Source organism: Cyanobium sp. A1C-AMD, from assembly GCF_024346495.1.
In the GTDB taxonomy this organism is placed as follows: Bacteria; Cyanobacteriota; Cyanobacteriia; order PCC-6307; family Cyanobiaceae; genus Cyanobium_A; species Cyanobium_A usitatum.
Map to the genome: position 1 here is coordinate 1 of NZ_JAGQDB010000017.1, position 19,752 is coordinate 19,752.

The 19,752-nt window shown below is 64.8% G+C and carries 23 protein-coding genes; 11 read left to right on the top strand and 12 right to left on the bottom strand.

Annotated elements, in window-relative coordinates:
* Together KBY74_RS04625 and KBY74_RS04630 are read right to left on the bottom strand one after the other, a co-directional pair.
* Positions 1-1,755: DUF3769 domain-containing protein (locus tag KBY74_RS04625; RefSeq protein WP_254941706.1), on the bottom strand; the 1,755-nt coding region annotated here is incomplete at its 3' end.
* 211 nt (positions 1,756-1,966) lie between these two features.
* On the bottom strand, positions 1,967-2,086 hold the full coding sequence (locus tag KBY74_RS04630; protein ID WP_006172424.1) for a photosystem II reaction center protein I: 120 nt from the start codon (positions 2,084-2,086) through the stop codon (positions 1,967-1,969).
* A 114-nt stretch (positions 2,087-2,200) separates the two neighbouring features.
* Between KBY74_RS04630 and KBY74_RS04635 the strand changes: the two genes are divergently transcribed.
* Entirely contained in the window at positions 2,201-5,152 is a 2,952-nt protein-coding gene (locus tag KBY74_RS04635) for an alpha-mannosidase (protein ID WP_396123084.1), read from the top strand.
* Between the two features lie 3 nt (positions 5,153-5,155).
* Here the strand turns inward: KBY74_RS04635 and psbN are convergent, their stop codons facing one another.
* Positions 5,156-5,308 carry a photosystem II reaction center protein PsbN gene (psbN, locus tag KBY74_RS04640; RefSeq protein WP_106632281.1) on the bottom strand — a complete coding sequence of 51 codons (153 nt, stop codon included), beginning with the start codon at positions 5,306-5,308 and terminating at the stop codon, positions 5,156-5,158.
* Between the two features lie 122 nt (positions 5,309-5,430).
* Between psbN and psbH the strand changes: the two genes are divergently transcribed.
* From psbH to KBY74_RS04660, 4 genes are read left to right on the top strand one after another with little or no spacing between them, the layout of a single operon-like run.
* Positions 5,431-5,631, top strand: coding sequence for a photosystem II reaction center phosphoprotein PsbH (gene psbH, locus KBY74_RS04645; RefSeq protein ID WP_094559148.1), 201 nt, complete (start codon positions 5,431-5,433; stop codon positions 5,629-5,631).
* Positions 5,631-5,927: a TatA/E family twin arginine-targeting protein translocase gene (locus KBY74_RS04650; RefSeq protein ID WP_254941707.1), complete on the top strand. Its 297-nt coding sequence runs from the start codon at positions 5,631-5,633 to the stop codon at positions 5,925-5,927. Before psbH ends, KBY74_RS04650 begins: the two co-directional genes overlap by 1 nt.
* A complete protein-coding gene (pth, locus tag KBY74_RS04655; protein ID WP_254941708.1) occupies positions 5,911-6,540 on the top strand; it encodes an aminoacyl-tRNA hydrolase in 630 nt (209 codons plus the stop codon). Before KBY74_RS04650 ends, pth begins: the two co-directional genes overlap by 17 nt.
* A 4-nt stretch (positions 6,541-6,544) precedes the next feature.
* Positions 6,545-6,802 carry a DUF3146 family protein gene (locus tag KBY74_RS04660; RefSeq protein ID WP_106632284.1) on the top strand — a complete coding sequence of 86 codons (258 nt, stop codon included), beginning with the start codon at positions 6,545-6,547 and terminating at the stop codon, positions 6,800-6,802.
* 6 nt (positions 6,803-6,808) lie between these two features.
* On the opposite strand, the gene KBY74_RS04665 is transcribed toward KBY74_RS04660, so the two are convergent.
* From KBY74_RS04665 to ntcA, 3 genes are read right to left on the bottom strand one after another with little or no spacing between them, the layout of a single operon-like run.
* Complete coding sequence (locus KBY74_RS04665) at positions 6,809-7,273, bottom strand: resolvase (protein WP_254941709.1); 465 nt, start codon at positions 7,271-7,273, stop codon at positions 6,809-6,811.
* The gene (locus KBY74_RS04670) at positions 7,270-8,487 is read right to left on the bottom strand and encodes a DUF3084 domain-containing protein (protein WP_254941710.1); all 1,218 of its coding nucleotides are present in this window, start codon (positions 8,485-8,487) and stop codon (positions 7,270-7,272) included. The genes KBY74_RS04665 and KBY74_RS04670 overlap by 4 nt, the downstream gene beginning before the upstream one ends.
* 34 nt (positions 8,488-8,521) lie before the next feature.
* Positions 8,522-9,262: a global nitrogen regulator NtcA gene (ntcA, locus tag KBY74_RS04675; protein WP_106632287.1), complete on the bottom strand. Its 741-nt coding sequence runs from the start codon at positions 9,260-9,262 to the stop codon at positions 8,522-8,524.
* A 241-nt stretch (positions 9,263-9,503) separates the two neighbouring features.
* Here ntcA and KBY74_RS04680 point away from each other — a divergent pair, with 241 nt between their 5' ends.
* Positions 9,504-10,142: a cob(I)yrinic acid a,c-diamide adenosyltransferase gene (locus KBY74_RS04680; RefSeq protein ID WP_254941711.1), complete on the top strand. Its 639-nt coding sequence runs from the start codon at positions 9,504-9,506 to the stop codon at positions 10,140-10,142.
* Positions 10,142-10,735, top strand: a complete 594-nt coding sequence (gene dcd / locus KBY74_RS04685; protein WP_254941712.1) for a dCTP deaminase — start codon at positions 10,142-10,144, stop codon at positions 10,733-10,735. The genes KBY74_RS04680 and dcd overlap by 1 nt, the downstream gene beginning before the upstream one ends.
* A gap of 16 nt (positions 10,736-10,751) precedes the next feature.
* Here dcd and thyX read toward each other — a convergent pair whose 3' ends face one another.
* Positions 10,752-11,477 (bottom strand): FAD-dependent thymidylate synthase, encoded by a 726-nt coding sequence (thyX, locus tag KBY74_RS04690; protein WP_254941713.1) that lies wholly within the window; start codon positions 11,475-11,477, stop codon positions 10,752-10,754.
* A gap of 8 nt (positions 11,478-11,485) precedes the next feature.
* A complete protein-coding gene (locus KBY74_RS04695) occupies positions 11,486-12,058 on the bottom strand; it encodes a thioredoxin domain-containing protein (RefSeq protein ID WP_254941714.1) in 573 nt (190 codons plus the stop codon).
* A gap of 70 nt (positions 12,059-12,128) precedes the next feature.
* Between KBY74_RS04695 and KBY74_RS04700 the strand changes: the two genes are divergently transcribed.
* Positions 12,129-12,542 (top strand): NIL domain-containing protein, encoded by a 414-nt coding sequence (locus KBY74_RS04700; RefSeq protein ID WP_254941715.1) that lies wholly within the window; start codon positions 12,129-12,131, stop codon positions 12,540-12,542.
* Positions 12,543-12,547: 5 nt separating this feature from the next.
* Positions 12,548-13,015 carry a hypothetical protein gene (locus KBY74_RS04705; RefSeq protein ID WP_315857981.1) on the top strand — a complete coding sequence of 156 codons (468 nt, stop codon included), beginning with the start codon at positions 12,548-12,550 and terminating at the stop codon, positions 13,013-13,015.
* Here the strand turns inward: KBY74_RS04705 and KBY74_RS04710 are convergent.
* A complete protein-coding gene (locus KBY74_RS04710) occupies positions 13,012-15,006 on the bottom strand; it encodes a lytic transglycosylase domain-containing protein (protein ID WP_254941716.1) in 1,995 nt (664 codons plus the stop codon). The two genes, KBY74_RS04705 and KBY74_RS04710, sit on opposite strands and share 4 nt — an antisense overlap.
* 55 nt (positions 15,007-15,061) lie before the next feature.
* Between KBY74_RS04710 and KBY74_RS04715 the strand changes: the two genes are divergently transcribed.
* Positions 15,062-15,277 (top strand): hypothetical protein, encoded by a 216-nt coding sequence (locus KBY74_RS04715; RefSeq protein ID WP_106632295.1) that lies wholly within the window; start codon positions 15,062-15,064, stop codon positions 15,275-15,277.
* Between the two features lie 96 nt (positions 15,278-15,373).
* Complete coding sequence (glmM, locus tag KBY74_RS04720; protein WP_254941717.1) at positions 15,374-16,780, top strand: phosphoglucosamine mutase; 1,407 nt, start codon at positions 15,374-15,376, stop codon at positions 16,778-16,780.
* On the opposite strand, the gene KBY74_RS04725 is transcribed toward glmM, so the two are convergent.
* Genes KBY74_RS04725 through trmB form a run of 3 tightly spaced genes read right to left on the bottom strand, consistent with a single transcriptional unit; the run spans position 16,767 to position 19,750 of the window.
* Positions 16,767-17,741: a BadF/BadG/BcrA/BcrD ATPase family protein gene (locus KBY74_RS04725; protein ID WP_254941718.1), complete on the bottom strand. Its 975-nt coding sequence runs from the start codon at positions 17,739-17,741 to the stop codon at positions 16,767-16,769. The two genes, glmM and KBY74_RS04725, sit on opposite strands and share 14 nt — an antisense overlap.
* A complete protein-coding gene (locus tag KBY74_RS04730) occupies positions 17,734-19,029 on the bottom strand; it encodes an IctB family putative bicarbonate transporter (protein WP_254931354.1) in 1,296 nt (431 codons plus the stop codon). The genes KBY74_RS04725 and KBY74_RS04730 overlap by 8 nt, the downstream gene beginning before the upstream one ends.
* Positions 19,030-19,060: 31 nt before the next feature.
* Entirely contained in the window at positions 19,061-19,750 is a 690-nt protein-coding gene (trmB, locus tag KBY74_RS04735; protein ID WP_254941726.1) for a tRNA (guanosine(46)-N7)-methyltransferase TrmB, read from the bottom strand.
* Positions 19,751-19,752: the final 2 nt, after the last annotated feature.

The following is a 19,752-nucleotide window of genomic DNA, read 5'->3' on the forward strand; positions in this document are numbered from 1 at the left end:
GTTTGCTTCAAATAATGTTGCTTCGTAGGCTCCAGATTGGGCTGCCCAGTTTAGATTCACCGGTGCCAAGTAGGGAGTTTTTGGGGGGGCGGCCTGGGCCTTGGGCTGATTCAAGACCACGTTGCCAGCTAGATTGGCGCCATAGGAATAAACTACGGTTTGAAGTCCCAGGCTGCCATTGTAAATGCGCTCGCGATAGGATCCAAATAGATCAGCGTTTGCGCTTGTATGGCCGGGCAGGTTAAGCGGAGTCGTCAGGCGGCTGGTGCTGCGGATGCCGGATCGGAAGTTGTCTGGGTTGAGGGTAGACAGGCTGGCTTCAGCATTTAATGAGAGCCAGCCCATGGGCAGTTTGAGTCCCGCCAGCAGGCCGAACATATCTGCGAGCTTGGCGGTCTGTTCGCTGGTGGGATTAGCCAGGCTTTGTCCAGGAAGCACATAGCTACTGGTACGGCCTTCGATGGCCCGCTGCACATTCAGCTGGGGCTGGAGTTGCAAGCTGCCCCGCTTGCCTATTTTTATTGGCTCCAAATTGTAGCCAATAAAGAAGCCATCGCGATCTTCTTTATCGGTATCCCAGGCAAAACGAGATTCTTCGGCGCCGATGGTTGTGTTTGTGATTGCCGGCAAAGAAACTTTGCCGTCCAGCAGAATCTGGCTGCTGCGGCTGTTGATGCGGGTCACGCCGCGCCCATCCATAACGGCCACCACCTTGCGGGCCAGGCTCCAAGAGGCGGCAGGAGTGAAGGGATCGTTGGTAAAAGCAATTTGTTCGGCAGTCCAGCGGTTGCCTCTGATTTGGATCTGGGCTCCTTGAAAGCGAATGCGGCTGATCGTGCCCGCTTTGTTTGCGGGCGGGCGGTAGCCCTGCCCATTGCTGTTGAGCGAGTCCGTGGTGTCAATAACGGCTCCCAGGTCGAGCTTCACGCTGGTGCTCCAGCTCTGCTGGAACGTCACGTTGCTCACCTTTGAGTCCACGTCTGGCAGCTGCTCGATCTCAGTTGCTTTAACGACAGGTTTCCCAGATCCCATCGAGATCGCCTGTGCCTGCGGGCCGCCCGCCTGGGGGGGGCCGAAAGCAACTGATTCCAGTGCCCTATTTAGAGATAGAGCTGGAGTGGAGAGCTCACTGCCAGGGCAGCCGGCCGGCGCTGGCATGGTGGGCAGGCTGCTGCGACCTGGTGGCAACACCCGCACCAGCGTTCTATTGGCAGGATCTGCGCTGAGTGGCGGACAGACAAACGCTGGTTGGCTGAAGTTAGACGGCAGACCGTTCGTTTTGGCGTTGGGATCTGGGGAGTTGATCTCTTTAGAATTGATCTCTGTAGAAGTGATCTCTTTAGAAGTGACCCCTTGAGAATTGATGTCCCGGGCAAGGGTGTCTTGCTCGATAACGCCATAGACGTCGTCAAGTTCGCCGCTGCCTTCTAGGTCGCTATAGCGCAGACGGCTTGCTTGCAGGTATTGATCTCCTTTGATCAGGCGAATTTGCCCGCTGGCGTAGACACTGCGGCTGGCTTCTGCCAGTTCGACTCGATCTGCCAGCAGGCGCCAGCCGTTGAAGCGGGCTTCTACGTTGCCGGTGGCAACAAACCGGCCCAGTTGCTGGTCGTAGCCTTGCTGATCGGCCTTGATTACAGCAAAGTTGGGAGCAGGAATAACTGAACTAGAGGCTTTGACTGTCCCAGGCTGGCTGGGAATATCGCCTGCAAGAGCCTCTGGAGCGAATAGGACGGATAGGCAAGCAGCTGTCAATAGTTGGTGAGCGAGCCTTTTTAAAGGCGATTTCCCCAGAGGCACTCGGTGGGAATTGCCAGCCAAATACATCAGCCCTTAAGACCTTCTTGAGCCTGAAGTGTTGAAGGAAGCGTGTCTGAAATTGGCACGATTAAATCAGGCGCAGCAGGTCCTTTTGGGGATCATCCCACAAACAGAATCAGGATCTTGCTTGCCTAGTGCCAGCTGATCAATCTTCCAGGTCTTTACGGCTCGGGGTGCGGCTGGGGTCGCTGGCCAAAAAGCCGAACACAAAGATCCCGATAAAGAAGAAGACGACCGAATAAACCGAGATCTTGAGGGCGAGCATGGTTCGGCCTTGGGGAATGGCGAGCGGGTGACAGGGAGTGACAGGCGCGTTGAAGGGCCTAGTCGACCCCGCAGCTGCGGGATCATCCTATGGGACTCGGCTTGCCATCCAACGATGCCTGAGGCCTCAGGACTAGGGCAGACCCCACGGATTGAAACGATTCAGTCACGTTTGCGGCCAACCCATTCGCGCTGGGATCTCCAACCTCTCTGGCGCTGCGTGCAGGCGGGAGGGCGGTTTGGCCCAGCCCTTGACGATCCTTGGGGCCAGCAATGTCGTCCGGATTGGGCAGCTCGGGGGTTGGTGATTTGGCCGCGGGGTGGCCAGTGGCGAGAGCTACGGCTGCGGCTGGTTTGCCCGGCGAACTGGCTGCAGCTGCAGCAGCCGGAGCCCGTTGCCCAGGCCCGGCTGGTGCTGCGCTGGTGGGCCGACCAGGTGGAGCTGCGGGTGGATGGTGCGCGGGTGCATGGCGGCGACCTGTTTGACACCGCTTGCCGCTGGTTGCTGCCCGAGCGCTGGTGGCAGGGGGAGGCCCTTGAGCTGGAGTTACGCCTGCGCAGCCCCTTGCACGACGACGGTGCCCTGATCGAGAGCCGTCTCGAGCTCGAGCCCCTGGATCCAGCCGATCCGGTGGATTTGTTGGCTGAAACCAAGGCTGAGCTTGCCCAGCTGCGTAGTGGCGAACCGCCGACAGGTCGGTTTCGTGTGTTGGGCCATGCCCACCTCGATCTGGCCTGGCTCTGGCCGGTGGCCGACACCTGGCAAGCGGCCGAGCGCACCTTCACCTCTGCCCTTGATCTGATCGAGCGCTTCGAGGAGTTGCATTTCGGCCACTCCACACCGGCCCTATACGCCTGGCTGCAGCAACACCGGCCGGCCCTGTTCGCCCGCCTGCAGCGTGCGGTGGCAGCCGGTCGCTTTGAACCGATCAACGGTCCCTGGGTGGAGAGCGACTGCGTGCTGATCAGCAGCTCCTCACTGCTGCGCCAGTTTCAGCTGGGCCAGCAATTCAGCGCCGCCAGCTTCCCGGAGCTGGAGCACTATCTGGCCTGGTTGCCCGACAGCTTTGGTTTCGCCAGCGGCCTGCCGGCCGTGGCTCGCAGCACCGGCGTGCGTTGGTTTTGCACCCACAAAATGGCCTGGAACGCCACCAATCCCTTCCCCCACCGGCTGTTTCGCTGGCGCAGCCGCTGCGGTTCCGAGCTGCTGGCCCTGATCAACGCCCCGATCGGCACCGATGGCGATCCCGTGGCGATGGAGCGCTATCGCTTGGCTTGGCAAGGCGCGACCGGGGTTGATTCGGCCCTGTGGCTGCCAGGAGTGGGCGACCACGGTGGAGGCCCCAGCGCTGAAATGCTCGAGCAGCTGCGGCTCTGGCAGCAGCAAGCTGAAGCTGCTCCCCAGCAGCACGGCAGCTTGCGGGGTTATTTGGCTGACCTCGAGCCGCTGGCGCCCCGGCTGCCGGTGTGGCGCGACGAGCTTTACCTGGAGCTGCATCGCGGCTGCGCCACCTCGCGCCCTGATCAGAAGCGCCACAACCGCACACTCGAGCGGCTGCTGCGGGAGGCGGAGCTGGCCCAGGCCTTGGCCGGGGAGCCGGAAACGGTCGACTGGCGAACGCTGCTTTTTCAGCAGTTTCACGACATTTTGCCCGGCACCTCGATTCCGGAGGTGTTCGAGCAGGCTGAGCCCCAGTGGCGGGCAGCGCGCCGCAGCGCCTGCCTGCAACGGGATCGGGCTCTGCAGGCCTGGCTAGGAGCTGGTGACGGTGACGGTGAAGATGACGGTGTGGGTGTGGGTTGGTGGGTAGCCCAGCTCCAGCCCCTACCTCCCCAGGCCCGCAGTCTGCGGGTGCCGTTGGGCAGCTGGAGTTGGGGCGGTGTGAAGCTGCGGTCCCAGCCGGCCCGGGCTGGCGGCCAGTGGCTGCAGCTGCCGCCCTTAGGGGGTGTGGCGGCCCTGCCCCTAGAGCGAACGGTCGCAGCGGCGGCCCCTCAGGCAGCGCAAGTTGAGGCAGCTCAGGTTGAGGCGCCGGTGTGGCGAGAGGGCTGGCGCTGCGGCAACGGTTTGGTGAGTTTTGAGCTGGGGCCGCGGGGCCTCGAGCAGCTGTGGGATAGCCAGGATCAGCCCCAGTTGGCAGGCCCGCTGGCCTGGCGGCGTTTTGCCGATCGAGGTGAGTTTTGGGATGCCTGGGACATCGCCACGGGCTACCGGGACCATCCGCTGGCCTGGCAGTGGCAGGGCGAGCCGAGCTGGCTGGAGCAGGGCGAGCTGTGCACAAGTTTTGTGTGGCGGGGCCAGTGCGGGGCCAGTGCGGTGCGGCTTGAGGGGCGCTTACTTGCCAATACCCCATGGCTCGAGCTTGTGCTCAGCGTCGACTGGCGCCAGCGCCATGAGCTGCTGCGCCTGGAGATCCCCCTGGCCCAGTCGGCCCAGCGCTGGGCGGCAGATACCTCCGGTGGCGTGCTGGAACGGCCAGCCCAGCCGGCCACTGCCCGCGAGCAGGCCCGCTGGGAGCTGCCAGCGATCAGCTGGATCGCTTCTGTGGCTATTGGCGGCGGCTTGGCGGTGCTGCTCGATGGGCCCCAGGGGGTGTCGGCTAGTCCGGAGCAGTTGGGTGTGTCGCTGCTGCGGGCGCCTACTTGGCCCGATCCTGGCGCCGATAACGGCCTGCAGCGCCTGCGGCTGGCCCTGGCGCCCTGCCCAGCAGGCTGGTGCCGGGCCCAGGTGCCCAAGCAGGCGGTGGCCTTCAGGGAACCGCTATGGCTGCGGCCGGCGGTGGCCCAGGGCCGGCCTAAACGACATCAGGCCCTGCCTCCCCTGGGCGAGGGCCTGTTGCTACTGGGCTGCCGGCCGCTAGGCGAGTCGGGTGACGTGGTGCTCACCGTGCAGAACTGTTCCCCTTGCCGCCGTTACCTGGAGCTGGGAGAGAGCTGGCAGCTGCTGGAGCGACTCGATGGCCTGGATCAGCCTCTGATTTCCCAGGGAAAGCTCTCTGAAGATCCCTGGCTGCTGGCGCCGTGGAGCCTGGGTTTTTGGCGAGTGCGACCTGATCGGGTCAGCGCTTAGGGCTCAGTCGTCGTGGTCGTCAAAGGGGTCGGTGAGGCCCTTGGAGGGCGGCCCGAAGGCTTGGTACACCCCAAAACCGGTGAGTGAAAGCAGCACCGCCAGCACGGCGAGGGCCACGGAAAGGGCCGGGGAGCTGGTGGTGGCGGTGGGGTCCATGGAGGCGGAAGGGGAATGGAGGTGACGGGTTGCGTCACAACTCTCGACGGACCGCCGCGGCGCGGTACGCGAGGCCCTTACAGTACTTAAAGCGAATCCATGCCCGAGAGGCTGCAGCAGACATGGCCCAACGCACCCGCCTCGGAGACATCCTGCGGCCACTAAATTCTGAGTACGGCAAGGTCGTTCCCGGCTGGGGCACTACGCCCGTCATGGGCATTTTTATGGTGCTCTTCTTGGTGTTTCTGCTGATCATCCTGCAGCTGTACAACAAGTCCCTGCTGCTCGAGGGCATCACTGTCAACTGGAACGGCCTCGGCTGATGAACGTGTTTGGCATTGGCCTGCCTGAGCTGGCGGTAATTGCCGCCATCGGGCTGCTGGTGTTCGGACCAAAGCGGCTGCCGGAGCTCGGTAAAACCCTGGGTCGCACTCTGAAGGGTTTTCAATCGGCCTCCTCTGAATTCGAAAAGGAGCTGCGCACGGCGATTACCACCTCCGAACCTGTTGCGGCAGACCTGCCAGTTGCAGTAACTTCAACTGAGCTTGTTTCAGCTGACGCCTCCTCGGCTGATGCTCCAGAGCTGATTGAGCAACCTCTCGATGGTCCCACGGCCTGAGTTGTCGTTGCAGTTGGTGGTGGGCCTGGGTAATCCGGGAGCCAAGTACGCAGGTACTCGCCACAACGTGGGCTTTATGGCCCTGGAGCGTTTAGCCGATTGCGCTGGCAGGGCATCTTTTCGGCAGCAGCAAAAGCTTCAGGGCTTGGTGGCTGAGGTGGGTTCGGGACCTGCCCGGCTGCGGCTGTTGATGCCCCAGACCTACATGAATGAAAGTGGTCGCTCGATCCGCGCAGCCCTGGACTGGTTTGGTTTCGAGCCCGCCCAGTTGCTGGTGGTGGTGGATGACATGGACCTGCCCCTCGGCAAGTTGAGGCTGCGGGCTACGGGCAGTGCCGGGGGGCATAACGGCCTGCGCAGCACCATCAGCCACCTAGGTACCCAGGACTTTCCGCGGCTTCGTATTGGTATTGGCGCCCCCGCCCAAGATCCCGGCGAGCGCCGCGCCCGCACCGTTGGCCATGTGCTCGGACGCTTCACTCCTGCCGAGCAGCCCCTGCTCGAGGAGGTGCTGCGCGAGGTGGAGGCAGGTATTGGCCTGATCCAGCGCCTCGGCCTGGAGCGGGCTGGTAACCGACTCAATGGTTTTCAGCCCCAGGGCGCGGCAGCCTGAGCCGATGGCACGCCTTCCCTCCACCACTGCCCAGTTGCGGGTGCTGCACCAGAGCTTCAGCCAGCGGGTGCTGGAGGGGGAGGTGAGTGCGGGCGGCTACCAATGGAGTTTCCGCTGGGCCTTTGACCGCGGTGAACTCAGCGTTGAGCCTTCTTTGGGCAGGGCTCTGATCCAGGACGCCCTGCTGCGTTATCTGCTCAAGGTCGACTACCAGCTCGAGCCTGGCGGTGACTACATCTTTACGGTTCGGGCCCGTTTTTAAACCGATTTAGCCTCCGGCGACCGGCAGCGGCCATTGCCTCAGCACCTCCTGGTTGCTGCGCTGCAGGGTCATCCCGCAATAGCGCTCAATCAGCAGCTGGGCGACCACATCGTCGATATCCCGGGGGGGCAAGCGCAAGCCCGCCGGCAGCAGCCGCCTCCAGCCCCTAGGGGGCCACAGCTGCCAGTAGCGCTCGCGGGCCGCCAGGGTGCTACCTCTCTCATCCACCACAGCATGCGCCAGCCGCTGCTGGCCAAGCCGGCTGCGCCAGTCTTGGCTGCCGGTGCCATTGCCGAGCACAACCTGGTCAAGCCCCACTTGCTGCCAGCTTTTGAGCAGGGCGAGGCAGGCTTGCGGGGGCAGGATGGCAGCCTGCCGGATCTGGCCAACGGCAGGATCAGCCAGCACTAGACCGCATTTGCTGCGCCCGGGATCTAGGCCTGCCACCAGGCCCGCCGCAGTGCGCGTCACGGGCGGCGAGGGCCCGGCCCCGATTGGGCGGGAGATGGGGCCGCCACCCAGCGCAATTCCACCGCAATTGGGTCGGCGGTGCTGGCGCTGTTGATGGCAAGGGCTTCTAGTTGGGCAACCTGGCCCGGCTGGCGCTCGCTCAGCTCCCGGGCCAGCTGTTTGAAGCTGGCCGCATCAAACTGCAGCCCTTCCACCAACGTGCCCTGGCGCTGGGCTCGGGCATAGGCAGCGGCTAGCAGCAGGTTGAGTCGCCGCGAAACCGGCTCCAGGGCTGTGAGGTCGCCCTCGATCGTGGTGCTGGCCAGCACTTCACCTGCTTTAACTACTGGGCGGTTGGGGCGTAGGTCTGGGAAGGCAAGCACCTGGCGCTCGCCCCTCAGCACGTTGGCGGCCGAGAGAATGCTCACCACCCAGCTGCCGGGCTTGGCGAGCAGGCCTTCCAGCTTGCTGATGTCATTTTGGGGAACCAGCAGGATCTGGCGATCGGGGGGCTGGCCGGGCAGCACCCGCCTGAAGGCGTTGAGATTGGCCTGCTGCAGCAAGGCGGTGATCACCTCCTTGGCCTGCTCGGGGCGCTCAAGGGTCACCTTGGCGCTGGCCAGGGTCTGACCGCTGCTGAGCACTACGTCGCCGCGGCGCAGGGCAATCAGGTTGCTCTCCAGCTCTTTAAGTTCTTGGGCTCCGGCGCTAATCCGGCGGCGCACCTGGGCTAATTCCGCTTCGGTGCGGCGGATTTCCGCATCCCGCCCCTTCACCTCCTGGCTGAGACGGCTGCGCTCCAGCTCCAACCGGTTGCGCTGGGTTAGAAGTGGCGCCAGCTCTTGGCGCAATTTGCTGGCGCGGGCTTGGGCCTGCTCAAAGCGCGTCTGAGCCTCGCGTTTGCCCTGTTCGGCCCGCGCCACCTGCAGGCGGCTGCTGGCTAGTTGGCTGTTGCTGCGGCTCAGTTCGCTGCGGCTGGTTTGCAGCCGTTGCTCCAGTCGATCGAGTTCAAACAGGCCCGTGCGCAGCCGCTCGCTTACCAGCAGCATCAGGCCGAGGGAGATGGCACTGATCAGGCTGCCAGTGAGCACTGTGATCAACACGGCGGTGCGGCGGGGCCGCATCCCCAACAGGCTCAAGCGCGCCTTGCCCACCAGGCTGCCAAGTCGGTCGCCCAGGGTGGAGAGCACTCCCCCCAGGGCGAGCAGAGCGAGGATCAGCAGCCAGCCCGTCACATACGTCCCCGGAGGGCCCCAGTATCCCTGGCGTTCAGCTGAAGCGCTTGGCTAGGGCGATTGGATCAAACACAGTGATCTTTTTGCGGTCGATCTGAACGAGCCCGTCGTTGCGCAGGTCGCCCAGCAGGCGAGTGATTGTGACGCGGGTGGAGCCAATCGCTTCGGCAATCGCCTGGTGGGAGAGGCGCAGATCAATCGTGATACCTTCCGAGCTGGGAACGCCGAAATCTCGGCACAGCACCAGCAGGAAGCTCACCAGCCGCGAGCTCATGTCGCGGTGGGTGAGGGTTTCGATCATCGTTTCGGTCTGCAGTATTCGCGAAGACAGGCCCTGCAGCAGCAGCAAGCCCACGCTGGCGTCCTGCTCGATCGCCCGGCGTACGGAGGTGGCTGGTGCGGTCACCATCTCGACCCTGGTGAAGGCCACAGCGTGATAGAAGCGATCGGAGCGCTGGCCTGTAAGCAGCGAGAGCACACCAAACAGGCTGTTCTCGCGCAACAGGGCCACGGTGATCTCCTCGCCGGATTCATATACCCGCGACAGCCGGACCGCTCCGCGCCGCAGCAGATAGACCCGCTCGGCTGGATCGCCGGGAAAAAAAATCGTCTTGCCCCGTTCGATCGTCTCGACACTGCTGCCGGCCAGGCCCCGGATCACTTCCAACAGGGTGGGGTTGCCCTGGCCGGCGCTTCCCATGCCTGCCACCACGCCAGGGGCACCCGTCGATGGGGTGTTGGCGGTACGGCTAAATCCGTGGGTAGCGCCAACCATCAAGGTCTTGGCAAGTGCCGGGACCCTAAGGATCACCCGGGGGGCGGCTTGTAGCAATACACACGGTTTGAGACGACACCGCCGGCGCCCCTGCGCGCCAGTACGTATGTTTCCGCTAGGGATGGTGTCGTTTGCTTGTGGAGCGGCCCGATCCCGCTACATTCAGCTCCGCGAGGCCATGGGCTGCTCGCGGCGCCCCAGGTCTGTTTTTCGATTTTCAAGGTTCTTATTCAGGTTGTTCATGACCGCGAGCTTGCCCGTCTCAGGCCTCACCTCCTCCTCTGGAGCTGGTTTTCCGGCGGTCCAGCACCAACCTCAGCGCTCTGGCCATCGCCCTTTGGCTGTGGCGGCTGCCGCGTCCGCCCCCTCTGCTGCGCCGGCATTGCGGCTGGTGGCCCAGTCGGAGGGCTTACTGCAAATCCATACGGCGCCTTTCCGCGGCAGTTACGGTGCCGTGCTCAGCCAGGCCCTACGTAGTGCCGGCTTGGGCAGCCGGGTGCTAGTTACTCAGTTCCTTAAGGGCGGCGTAGATCAGGGCCTCGGCAGCAGCGTCTGGCTCTGTGGGCGACTGCAATGGCTGCGGCCCGGTGTGCCCGGCTGTCTTTCAGAGCCAGCTGTCCACCAGGGGCTCGAGCTGTTGGAGGCGGTGCGCCAGGTGTGGGCCTTCAGCCGCGAGCAGCTGCTCAGTGGTGCGGTGGATCTGATGGTGCTCGATGAGCTGGGCTTGGCTGTGGAGCTGGGCTACATCGAGCAGGCTGAAGTGCTGGCAACCTTGGAGCGCCGACCAGCCCATCTAGATGTCATTTTGACAGGGCCAGCCATGACTCCTGAGTTGATGGCCATGGCTGATCAGGTCACCCAGTTGCGCCGAGGCCTCTGATGCTGAAGAACGATCGCTGGATCAACGAGCAAGCTGCCGTAGGAATGTTGCAGCCGTTTCAGTCGAGCCTGGTGCGCCACCTCGATCCCGCTACGGCGGGCTCCCCGGTGCTCAGCTATGGCTGTTCTTCCTATGGCTACGACTTGCGGTTGTCGGCCAAGGAATTTTTGATCTTTCGGCATGTGCCTGGCACCGTGATGAACCCCAAGCGGTTCAACCCGGCGAACCTGGAGCCCGCTCCCCTGCGCCATGACGAGGACGGATCTTATTTTATCTTGCCAGCCCATTCCTATGGCTTGGGAGTGGCACTGGAGAAGATGAAGGTGCCATCAAATATCACGGTGATCTGCCTGGGTAAGAGCACATACGCCCGGCTAGGCATCATTGTTAATACGACGCCAGCGGAAGCCGGCTGGGAGGGTCACCTCACCCTGGAGTTCAGTAATTCTTCGGGTGCTGACTGCCGCATTTATGCAAATGAGGGAATCTGTCAGCTGCTCTTTTTTGAGGGCGATCCCTGCGAGACAACCTATCAAGATCGGGCTGGTAAGTACCAGCATCAGCCCGAACGGGTTACCTTGGCGCGTATCTAGTTCCCAGCAAAATGCCCTATGGGGCGAGCCTGGCTTTATGTAAGCGGCTCTTTTCATACCAGTCAGCAAATTGGGGTGTCCAAGCCTGCAGATGGGGCCACATCAGATCACACAGCTCACGGATCTCCTGCTGGGCATCGAGCTTCGCCCGCAGGTCAAGGAAGTGCAGAAACGCCCGCAAGGTGAAGCTCACCACGAAGTGCTGGCGGTAGTCGAAGGGCAGGATGCCGCGGGCGTGCTCCTCGGCGAAGCCAGCCGCCAAAAGGTCGCGGTAGCGAGCTGCCGCAGCCCTGCAGAGCTCTAGATCTATGTAGCGATGCTCTTCGGTGTAGGCGTATTTTTTGCCTTGCCGGTCGCTATAGCTACCTATGGGCCGTAGATAGAACACCTCCTCCAGTTCCAGTTCACCATTGGCGGCCTTGCAGATGCGATCGCCGGTGTAGCGCATTGATTGCACGTCAAAGCTCACCCCCACTCGGTGGGTCCGCGCCTGCTGCATCACCGAGTGGGGAAACCAGCCCACGTTCAGCACGATCTGGGCGTGCTCCAGGGGGCCGTAGTGACCGCGCTCGCCGGCCAGCAGCCGCTTGATGCAAATTTCTCCCGCCTTGTTTTCGTCCGGCCAGTTGGCGGAGTCTGCTGCCACAAAGCCCTCGCTGTAGTCCTGATGCATTCCCGCATAAACGCACTGCTGGGGGTTAGGCGTGGCGGCGATCAGGTCAACGCGGAAACGGGAATCCATGGCGGGCGTCAACCGTGGCTGCGGGGTCCGGCCATCGTGGCAGTAGCTGGCTCCGCTGCCGCAACTTCGCCAGCGGGTTGGCTCAGGTTGCTGACGGCACCCACTCCGGCGAGGGCCGGCAGGGGTTCGCCGGCGATCAGGGCGCTGCTGAGAGCGCGCAATTCGTTGAGGCTGCGGGCGCCAATCGAGCGGCCCACCGCTTCACCGGCAGCATTGAACAGCTCTAGTTGGGGAATGCCGTTGACGTCGTAGCGCTCCAGCTCCGGCTGCCAGCGCGGATTGTCAACGTTGAGCAGCACCACATCGAGCTGGCCGCGGTGTTGGGCGTCGATCGTTTCCATTGCCGGAGCCATGGTGCGGCAGGCGTCGCACCAGTCGGCGTAGAACTCCACCAGCGTTGGCTTGCCATTGCGCAAGGCCACGGGTAGATCCAGGGATTGGCGCGCCAAGCGCTCCAGGGGAGCCTCCGGATTCAGTCCGCCCCGGAACCACAGCAGGCCCGCTGCCAGTAGGGCCGCCAGCACGACTAGCAGCAGCCGTTCGCTTGGCCCCAGGCCGGAATTCGGGGTGGAGTTGGTCATGACTGCACTTTGCCAGTGCTTGCTAGCGTTTTGCGGAGGTAAGCGTGCTGTTCCCGCGAACCGGATCCTCGTGAAACGGCGCCTAACCCTGCACTTTCCCCGCGAAGCGGTGCATCAGCCGATCACCTATCGGCTGGCGGTGGATTTCGATATCGCCGCCAAGATCCTGCGCGCCCAGATTTCCCCCAACCAGAGCGGCACCATGGTGGTGGAGCTCTCCGGCGATATCGACGAACTGACGGCGGCGGAGGCCTGGCTAGAAAGTCAGGGACTCGGCCTGAACCGGGCGCCTGGTCAGATAGCCGTAGATCGCAGTCTCTGTATCGACTGCGGCCTCTGCTCGAGCGTTTGCCCCAGCGGTGCCCTCAGCTTGACCCAGCCGGCTTGGCAGCTGCAATTCGATGCGCAACGCTGCTTGGTGTGCGAACAGTGCATTCCGAGTTGCCCTCTGGATGCCATTTCCCTGGTGCTGGCTCCCCCGTGATGGCGATGTTGCGTCTGCTATTGCTGCCCTTGCGGGCGCCGATGCTGCTGGTGCTGGTGGTGATATCGGTTTACGAGGGGTTGCAGTGGAGCCAGCCGCTTGAGGGTGCGGCAGCGTCGGGGATGGGGCAGTTATCCAGCTTGTTCTGGTCGCTTGACTGTCTCCACGCCTTGCTGGTGGTGGTGGTGTGCACCATGCCCGACCTGCTGCTGCAGCGGATTTCCAATTTGATGGCCGCCAGTCGGGTGATGAGCCTGGTGATCAGCCTGTTGATCGTCACGGTGGGTGGCCTCTATCTGCTCCACCTCAAAGTGCTCACCAATGTGCTGATCCTTGGCACCACTGTGTTGTTGGCACGCCTCGATCTAGCCCGGATTCGGGTGGCACCCCCGCCGGTGCTGCTGGCAGGGGTGCTGGGGGTGCTCGTGTTGTCAGGGGCATGGGTGGGCCGCTGGCTGGCAAGCGGTGGCTAGCAGCTAGCCAGCGGCCTCTCTTGAAAGTTCCAAAAGTTGCCGAGCACTTTTTTGACGTACAGCCGGGTTTCCGGGTAGGGGATGGCCTCTATCCATAGCTCCGGTTCTTGTTGCAGTTGGGGTGTCACCCAGCCAGCGGTGGCACCGGGGCCGGCGTTGTAGCTGGCAGCCATCAGCACGGGGTTGCCCTGCCACTGGCCCAGCAGTTGCTTTAGGTAGAGCGCGCCTAACTGGGCATTGCGGGCTGGGTCGGTGAGGTCATCGGCTGCCACGGGCGTGCCGGCTAGTTCGGCGGCGGTGGCCGGCATCAGTTGGAGTAAGCCGACGGCACCGGCGCCGGAGCTCACCCCCGGGCTGAAGCGCGATTCCTGTTTGGCTACGGCTGCCAGCAGGGTTGCCGGTACCCCGGCGGTTGAGCCAGCCTCCTCGAGCTCCGCCACGAAGCTGGCGGTTTGCAGGTCGCGCTCAAGCTGTTGGGTCAGGGAGCAGTTTGCATTCGCCGGCAGGCGCAGGTTGGCTTGCTCGAGTTGGCCGAGTCCCATCCAGTGGTCTCCCACGCCCCGGCGTAGGCGGCCTTCCGTAATCAGCTCCTGGGGACTAGAGGGTGGGGAACTCCGCCCCGTGCGCCAGTGCTCCCAGGCTTCCAGGGGTTGGCCCAGGCGCCAGAGCCGGTCGATCTGCCAGTCGCCGCTGCCCAGGGGGTGCCATTGGGGTTGCACAAGGGCCGGGCTGCTGCGGGGATCGAGGTTGAGATCGCCGCGGCCTAGTCGCACCGCCGCCCGCCAGCCGTAGTAGCCGCCGGGATGCTGTTTGATCAGATCACTCCAGGTGCGTTGTGCTTTGGCGGTGGCGGCTTGCTGCTTCTGGCTGAAACCCAGCCAGAAGCGCTGGCGTCCCACCAGCCCCACCGGCAATTTGCTACCGATCGGCGCACTCAGCAGCGTTGTGGCCGTTGCCCATTGGCGCTTGAGCAGGGCCTGACGGGCTTGCTGCCACTGCAGTTCCCAGCTGGCTGGATCGTTGGGCCAGCGCTGCAGCACCGCCAGCGTCGCGCCGATGTCGCCACTCTCCATTGCCAGCCGCGCCTGCACCGGGGCTGTGTCTTGCAGGGCAGAGGGCAGCCCCTTCAAGGCCTGGAGAGCCCTGGGCCCGGGCTGTTCGCTCAGCAGGGCTGCGGCCTCGCTGGCCTGGCTGGAGCGCGGCGCGGATTTGGCCAGTTGCAGCAGCAGACTTTCGGCCTGGACCTGCTGCTCGCTGCCGCCAGCGAGCAGGGCCCGGCTGAGGGCTAGCTGGGTTGCTGGGCTCGGCGGACTGCCCTTGAGGCAGCTCAGGGCGGCGGCCGAGTCGCTTAGCTGGGCCAGGCCCCTTGCCAATTGGTCCCGCTGGTTAGGGGTAGCTGCGGCGGCCGTGCTCTGGCAGGCCTGGCGCAAGCGTGGCCCCGCACCGGGCCAACGCACACCGTGCCGGGCCAGATGCAGGGCTGCCTGGAGGCGATCTGCGCCGCTCGGACCCGCCTCCACGGCGGCCGCTAGGGCCGCGGGATGGGCGGCGAAGCGGCTGCGTAGTTTCTGCCGCAGCTGGGGCTGCTGCCGGCCCAGGGCATAAAGCCCATCGGCTGCGGCGGGCGTGTCGGGGAAGCGCTGCACAAGCTGCTGCCAGCGTTGCTGGGCGGCTGCCTGATCACCCAGGGCTTCGGCGGCTAGGGCATCGCGTTTGAGCACCAGGGCTGCTAGCTCATCGCCACCCCAGCCCTGGCCGCGCAGCAACCGGCGCTCGCCGGCTAGGTCGCCTTTTGCCTGGCGCGGCAGCAGCAGCAAGCTGGCCTCCCGCCGCCGCTCCGGATCGGGCGAGAACCGCCGCAGGCGCTCCAGGGTTGGGGTGGGTGTGCTGGGGTCTGGCGCGGGAATCAGGGTCAGCAGTGCCCTGCCGCCCAGCAAGGCGGCGCCGCTGCCCAAGCAGGTGAGGGCCAGCAGCAGGGGGAGGCGAGCCAAGGGCAATAGCGGCGCAGCTTCGGCATTCTGGGGAGGTGTGAATCCCTCTTAGCTGGTGCGCCTGCCCTCCCTACCCCCCTATCTCTCCACCTTGCCTGGGGCTGAGCAGCGGTTGCGGGCTCTGCGGGTGCTGGCGGTATCGGGCCTGGTGCTGCTGCTGCGCCCCTTTTGGCCATTGAGCTGGCTGCCGGGCTGGGTGGTTGGTGCGCTGCTGCTCTGGACGATTGGCGAACTGGTGCTCTGGATCTGGTGGCCCCGCCGCTGGCGCTGAAAGGGCTCAGGCCCCTACCTGGCCCAGGCCAGCCATGGTGAGCGCTTTGCAGCAGCCCACGTAACCTGGACATCACTGAGGCATCTGCTGCTGCCCATGGCCGACCTGGCTCCCCATCCCGTTGGCCTGCCCCTGCGGGGTGGTGTGGCCGGTTTCGGGACCGATGGCATCCGTGGCCGGGTGGGAACCCAGGTGAGCCCGGCTTTGGCTTTGCAGGTTGGCTTCTGGTGCGGCCAGGTGTTGCCCCAAGGGGCGCCGGTGCTCATCGGCATGGACTCCCGTAGCAGTGGCCCGATGCTGGTGGCGGCGCTCACCGCCGGACTCACGGCTGCAGGTAGGGAGGTATGGACCCTGGGGCTATGCCCTACGCCAGCGATTCCTGGCGCCATTCGCCGTCTTGGCGCGGCTGGAGGTCTGATGGTGTCCGCCAGCCACAACCCCCCTGAAGACAACGGCATCAAGGTGTTTGGGGCCTCCGGCGCCAAGCTGAGCCGCGGCCAGCAGCAGGCGATCGAGGCTGGGCTGCAGGGGGTGGGGGCTGGACCGGCAATAGGTGCTTCCGGCGGCTTCTTGGGCACAGGAGTTGTGCACGACCGCCCCGATTTACTGGCCGACTACCAGCGGTCCTTGGTGGCGAGCGTGATGGGTCGGCGCTTAGAAGGTTGCAAGATTGTGCTGGACCTCTGTTGGGGCTCGGCTTCTGCCTGTGGAGAGGCGGTGTTTCGGGCCTTAGGCGCGGAACTCACCGTGTTGCACGGCAAGCCGGATGGGGCGCGCATCAACGTGGACTGCGGCAGCACCCACCTTGAGCCGCTCAGGCGCGCGGTGCTGGAGAGCGGAGCCAGCATGGGTTTTGGCTTCGATGGCGATGCAGATCGGATGCTGGCGGTGGATGGCCGGGGCCGGGTGGTGGATGGAGACCAGATCCTTTATCTCTGGGGATCGTCCCTGCTTGATGCGGGCCAGTTGCCGGCCAATCGCATCGTTGCCACGGTGATGTCAAACCTCGGCTTTGAGCGTGCCTGGCAGGCCAAGGGAGGGGTGCTCGAGCGCACCGCCGTAGGTGATCAATACGTCCACCAGGCGATGGAGCAGATGGGCGCTGGCCTCGGTGGCGAGCAGTCGGGCCATATTTTGTCGGCCCGCCATGGCATGAGTGGCGATGGGCTGCTCACCGCTTTGCAAGTGGCCACGTTGTTGCATCGCAGTGGCCAATCACTGGCCGACTGGATGGATAGCAGTTTCAAGCCCTACCCCCAGGCCCTGGTGAATGTGACGGTGCCAGACCGGCAACGGCGCCAGCAGTGGCAAGCCTGCGAGCCGCTGCGGCTCGCCGTGGAGCAGGCGGAGATTGCGATGGAGGGTCGTGGCCGGGTGCTGGTGCGCGCCAGTGGCACCGAACCACTGCTGCGGGTGATGGTGGAGGCCGCCGATCAGCAGCTGGTGGACCACTGGTCAAGCCAGCTGGCTGCTGCAGCGGAGCAGCACCTCAACGCGGCCTAGCTTCCAGGCATTCCCGAGCCAGGCTCAGGGCTCCGCTGCAGGCATCTGCGGCGGGGACCTGCAGTTGAGCGCCTGGGCAGCACTCCCCAAGGCAGGCCTCCAGCCGGCAGCGCAGCAAGGCAAGGTGCTCCAACGCCCCGCCCATGGGCCACACTCGCGGGGCGTTTAGCTGCAGCCTTGTGCAGATGGTGGCTGCCATTAATGCCAGGGCCTGGGCGGAGCGCTCCACAACGGCGGCGGCCCCAGCATCACCCTCGCTAGCGGCGACTGCCACCAGCGGTGCCAGGCGGGCAAAGCCCGCGGCCCCGAAGCCAGGCTCCACAACCAAAGCTTTGATGGCTTGAGCGGCCTGGGGGTCGCCTGTGCTCACATTCAGTCCTGCCCAGATCCGTGCTCGCAGGGGCGAATCGGGCTGGCGTCCATCCGCCATCGCCAAGCTGAGGGCTAGGCCATCGCGGCCGATGTCCGTGGCCGAGCCAGCCCCATCTAGCAGCCAGCCCCAGCCGGAGCAGCGGTGTTCCTGGCCTGCCGGATTGCGCCCAACGGCGATGGTGCCAGTGCCGCTGATCACAACGATGCCGCCCTGGTGGTAGTTGCCCATGGCTCCGCGCAGGGCAGTGCGCTCATCTCCCGTGACTACTACGCGCTCCAGGGGTAGTTGCAGGGCCTCGGCCGCCAGCTGCCGGCCCAGCTCCTGGACGGAGCTGCCCACTTCGATGCCGCTGGCGCCAATGCCGGCGGCTAGCAGGGGCGTGCCGGTGTGCGGCAGGTGCAGGCGCGCCTGCGCCAGGCTGACTTGAAGGGCCTGGCGGAAGCGGGCGGGGCCGTCGGCTGCGGCCAGATGGCACACCCCAGGCCCCTGGCCTTCACCCAGCATTTCGCCACTGCAGGCATCGCTTAGGCGACAGCTGGTGTGGGTTTGGCCGGCGTCGAAGCCGGCAATCAGGCTTGGCTCAGCCACGACCTTCGGCGCGGCTAGCTCCGGCCGCCAGGGTGGCGATGCAAAACCAGCCGCTCAGTTGCACCTCCGGCCGGAAAAAGATCGTGTCGGTTAGTCCCTGCACCGTCAGCCCAGCAATTACGGCGATCGCCGCCAGGGCCGGCAGGCTGAAGCAGCTATCACTGCGCCAGAGGCTGGTGGCGCTGCGCAGGCTGGCCAGCAGCAGGCCGATCCCGGCCAGCAGGCCAGGAATGCCGGCTTCTACTGCCAGCTCCAGGGGGATGGAGTAAGCGCTGAGCGCGTTGAACTTGGGTTGCTGAAACAGTGGATAGATCTGGTTAAAAGCGTCGTTGCCGGGGCCGATGCCAAGCCACGGGCGGGCCTGGACCATATCCAGCGCTGCAAGCCAGACGTTAATGCGGAAGTTGTTGGAGCTGTCTTGCCGGCCGGCCACCAAGCTCATCACCCGCACCCGCAGCGGCTCCACCTGGGTAACCAGCACCACGAGCAGGGCGGCGCCGCCTAGCAGCAGCAGCAGGGGAAACAGGCGCCGCCAGAGCAAGGGCCAGGCCCGGGTGGCGCGCACGGCCAGCAGCAGCAAGATCACGGCCGCCTCGGCCACCAAACCCATCCAGGCGCCGCGGCTGAAGGTGAGCACTAGGGCGGCGACGCCCAGCACCAGGGCAGTGAGGGCAAAGAGCTTGCGGGCTCGCCCCGGCCAGCGCAGCAGGGCCACGAGGGCGAGGGGCAGCACCGGCAGCAGGTACCCCGCCAGCAGGTTGGGGTTTTCGAGGGTGCTGTAGATGCGCACCGTGCCATCGGCCACGGAGTTGGGGTCAGCCCAGCGGGCTAGTTCGCCGCTATCGCCGTAGAGCTGGCGGATGCCGATCACGCAGGTGACCAGGTTTCCAGCCAGCAGCGCAGCCACGATCCGGTCCCACCAGACCGGAGCCAGGGTCAGCAGTTGGCGCATCAGGGCGTAGACGCCCAGATAGCTCACAAGTTTGACCAGCCCCTTGGCGGCGGCCAGGGGCACCGGTGAGAAACCTGTGGCCAGCAGGGCGATGGCCAGGATCCCCAGAATCCAGCGGTCGATCTCCACCAGCGGTCCAGGGGTAGTGGTCAGGGCCAGCAGCAGCCATAGGAGGCCACTGGCCAGCACCAGCAGGCTGAGGCCGCTGCGGGTTACCAGGGGCAGGCCAACCATCAGGGCGCAGAGCACCAGGCCGGCTATCAGGGTTAGCTGCCGCCCCAGGGGACCACTGTCAGCGCGCTGCAGGCAGCCCTGCCAGCGCAACAAAATTGGCATTGGGGGGGCGCTCAAGGGGTGCAGCCTGGCTTCAGGCCCGATTATCAACCGCTTCAAGCTGATCTTCCAGGTTGGTCAGGCCTTCCAGGTTGCGGTCGTTGCGTTGGTAGAGCACCCGGTAGACCGGCAACCCCTGGCTCAGCACGTAGGTTTCGCGCTCGGTTGGAACCGCCAGGGGGTTGCCGGCACGCCAGGGGCGCCCATCAGCGGCCGGGCGATCGAAGCCGCCGCTGGCCTCGATCAGCTGCACCATCGGTGTGATCACCGCCAGCACATCGCTCTGAATAAACAGCTCACGGCCCGGCCCCAGCGCCTCGGCCAGGGCCAGCAGCAGGGCGGGCTGCAGCACCCGCCGCTTTTGATGCTTTTGCTTAAACCAGGGATCTGGAAACTGGATGGTCACCCGCTGCAGCAGCCCGGCTGGCAGGGCCGCTAGCCAGTCCTGCAGGCTGATGTTGGCGTTGCAGAACAGGTAGTGGAGGTTGCCAAGCCCCAGGGCCTGGCGGTCGGCTTCGGCGGCATCCACCAATGGCCGGCGGATTTCAACACCTAGATGGTTGCAGTTGGGCTGGTGCTGGGCCAGGGCCAGTAGGAAGCGGCCTCGGGCGCAGCCAATGTCCAGATGCAGGGGGAGATCCGGCTGACTGAAAAGCTCAGCTGGCGGCGGCAGGGGCCGGGGTAGTTGGAAAAAGCGGCTGAGTGGATTGACGTGCTGGCGCACCA